The organism is Endozoicomonas sp. ONNA1, assembly GCF_024606325.1.
GTDB lineage: Bacteria > Pseudomonadota > Gammaproteobacteria > Pseudomonadales > Endozoicomonadaceae > Endozoicomonas_A.
Window position 1 is genome coordinate 1 of record NZ_JAHHPN010000629.1, and the last position, 3,441, is coordinate 3,441.

Genomic DNA, 3,441 nt, shown 5'->3' on the forward strand with positions numbered 1-3,441 from the left:
ATTCTTTTTTGACGATAACTCCAGCTTTGCTGCATCGGCTGGCACGCCGCTGCCAGGAACGGGTTTCTTTACTTCCCCACCAATCCGACCATCCATCGTCAACCTCTCTCCTGTGATCTGAAGGACTGCATTTAAATTGTTTGCTTATATGACCTTCAGACAGGATGAAAGTTCCAGTGGCGTATCACTTATCCAATGAGTCAGACAATGAATTCAAATTCACGCTGCTCAAAAACTCTTCGGCAATGGTTGTCAGCTCAGCGGATTTAAGCACCAGAGCGTCACTGGCCTTAAGTGCCTGCTTTAAGTAGGTTTTCCTGAGAGAGCCCTCAAAACACCAGGATCTATTGATTTCAGACATCATGGCAGAGAGCTCTTCTGGTGAAGATGGGTCGTGAGCGCCATAGTTGTTCGAATGATGGTTAAACCCGGTGGTTGCATTGGCCCAACAAAGCGTTAAACGACCACCCTTCGAGTGTGTCAACCCATACAGGTAATGACTGAAGGCCTGAAGAATCGCTTGTTTGCATTTGGTTTTCAAATTGCTAAAAAGGTCTCTGTCCTCGGGTGAAAGCTCACAGGCCCTCAGAATAGGTCGGTACTTTTCGTCGATAGCACGCTTTTGTTCTTCATATTCTTTTTCTTCAGCTCGAAACAGCCGATCCAGAGAAGCATCCTGGTTGTGACGTCGGTAGTAACTTCTTTTTTGACGATTGTTTTTTTTCAGATCACTGATGTGTCTGGTCAATGCATTCAGCTCCCTGTTGCGTTGATTTTCCGTCGCACGAGACTCTCTGTATCTTGCCAATAACTGCTTTAGATTCGGGCTCTTCTCGACTTTTAGTTGATACAGGGCCTCGACTTTTTTATTAATTAATGTGTTTTCCCAGAAAGGTTTACCCAAGATAATCACCGGACGGTGGTTCGCCTTGGCCGAGTTTAACTTTGCAAACGCAGGATGGCGCACCAGCATTCGTTCTATATTCGGGACGCCCTCAGGTTGGTCCGTCCAGACGTCCTTTAAAGATGGATTGGCAATGTTCTCTTCAAAGAAGGGCGAAAACCCTTCATGACAATGAGTGACGAAAAAGGCACCGACTTCTTTCTCCTGAATGACTTTATAAGCCAACCGCCATTCCTGGCTATTTTTTTCCCCGGACAGCAATGCCTGATACCACTTTTTCAGAGAATGAGCGGCTTCAACCTCCAGTTCATCGACATCTTTCAGACGCATCAATAGCTCATGGTGCTGAAGGGCATCTGCAATATAACTCTCATACATCGGCTGTGGATCCAGCCAGCCCGAAGTCAGAGCTTCATGGGCAAAGCGAATAACCGAAGGCTCGGCTAAGTTGCTGTATTTCAGAATGTACAACATTGAACTCAACCACTGCTGTGGGCTTGCTCCGCTCTGAACAACCATTTTTGAGTGCAATGACTTGAGCAGTTCAATGACCTGGTTTGCATCACTGTTGGGCAATATTTCTCTTAATGCCAACGACATCGGTTTATAGCAACATTTCACGTTGGGAGGCAGATCGCCGATCAATGTCTTTTCGTCTTCACTCAATGTTTCTATCTCCAGTAACATTGAGACACCCACGGAAAAACCGGGTAAATCCAGTCTCTGCCATAGGTTCCTTACAATTTCGAGAGTACTCAGATTGATTTTTGGCAATGCACCGTTTGTCTCCAGCGTTTTTTTCAGTCCCTCAAAACTCATGCCACAGGCTTTTGCCAGAGCTTGCTGTTGTGCTAAATCAGCCCCTTTCAGGACATCACTCAGGAGTTGTCTACTCTGCCTGGACTCAGTACCGGAAGCACTGACCTTCCTGGTGGGCTGGAAGTCAGGCAGAATTTCTGTTGCCTCGACAGGTGCCCCACCCAAATCCACTGACATCCAGGTTTGGCCTCCATCTGCGGAACACTCTGCAAAGGCGTGGGTGCGGTTAGCAATTTGCCGACATGGAATGCCAAAATAACGACAAAAAGCAATAAAAACAGGCACACGATGACGACAGCTCCCTTGTCGCTGTGTTACCAGGAATTCAAAGAAATTTTGTGTGCGCTTTGGTCTAGCATCACCGGAAAAATGATGGCAATAGTCCTTGATCGCCTCAATGCGTTGCGTCGTGTTTTTAGCGTTTTGTATTGTCCGCAAAGGCTCCCGTACTTTCTGTGGTTGTTCGTTAATGTTGGTAAACACTTCCTTCAGTACTGTTTCCATGCCTTCGCAACAGCGGGCGTCAAAACCTGTTGATTGTGCTTGCCGGGCTCTTCCGGTACGTGTTTTTTTGCCCGGTTCCCGTTGTTCTACGACATAAGCAAAGCGAATACTCTGGTGGGGTTTGGCCCCCGGAACAGACAGTGTGTGAATTCCGGTATATCGATCTCTTAACAGGATAAATGGCAAATCGGGTTCTATACGCAGGGCCACGATATAGTCGTTAACCGTCAGGCTGGGCAATGCATATTGACCATCGTTCGATGTCCAGTCAAAGGTTGCCAGCGTTTGGTCACTGGTTAATGTCACGTCCTGATCATGCCCTGGTAACCGATCAGGTATGAGGAATTCGGCCCCCTGCATGTACTTATTGCTAATATCGATCTCTTTGATATAACCCTCAGCAGACACATAAACATCCTCTGCCCACCAACGGTAAATCCCGGGGAAATGGTCCTGCTTGTCGAAAACTATATAATCGTCAAGTTGCTGCGTCTCCTGGTTCTCATAGTCTGTTATCTGGTCCAATGCCGGAACTATTTGTCCGACATTTTCTGGAATGTATTTTTGAGGAACGTTATCACTGCCAATGGTCAACGCTTCGGTCACGGGTTGTGGCTCATGATTCGTTCTCTGATCCAACGCCGGAGCCTGTTTCTCGTGAGCTTGTGGCAGGTGTTGTTCAGCAGCGTTGTCACCGTTAACAGCTAACGCTTCATCAATATAATCGTCAACCCAATGGTTCGGCAGTGCACTTATCTGATGCCAGAACGCAGGCCACAATCGAACTGCCTTGGAGTTCCAGTCACTTATCCGCCGATCAGCCTCCAGAAGATAAGGTCGGTTAGCTGATAAATTCAGCGTTAGTCCCTGTTCTATCGTGAGGGGAAATACGCTATCAACGCCCACGCCCGTCTGGCCAAAATTATGATCAAACCAGCGTTGCTGCCAGTGTCGGTACAATGCCTGGGTGAGAATATCATCCGAGTGATTCGGCTTCAGGGAAAGACCGGATGCCCGCCACCGGGTTTGAGCTACCCTCTTGGTAATTTCCGTTTTGGCTTCCTCTTCACCCTGTTCAGTCTTAACACGAATTTCATGGCATTTTTCATCGATACTGTTGAAATCACTGCGGCGTATCAACCATGGACGATCAATGCCCGATACCGTTTGGTTGAACCATTCGCAAAGTTCAGAATCAAACGCACTCTTACTCA

General features: G+C 47.4%; 1 protein-coding gene. It reads right to left on the reverse strand.

Features of this window, described 5'->3' with window-relative positions; all coding sequences use genetic code 11:
* Nucleotides 1-184: 184 nt before the first annotated feature.
* Nucleotides 185-3,441, reverse strand: a 3,257-nt coding sequence (locus KDK19_RS14650; RefSeq protein ID WP_257292252.1) for a transglutaminase-like domain-containing protein, incomplete at its 5' end; no start/stop codon positions are given.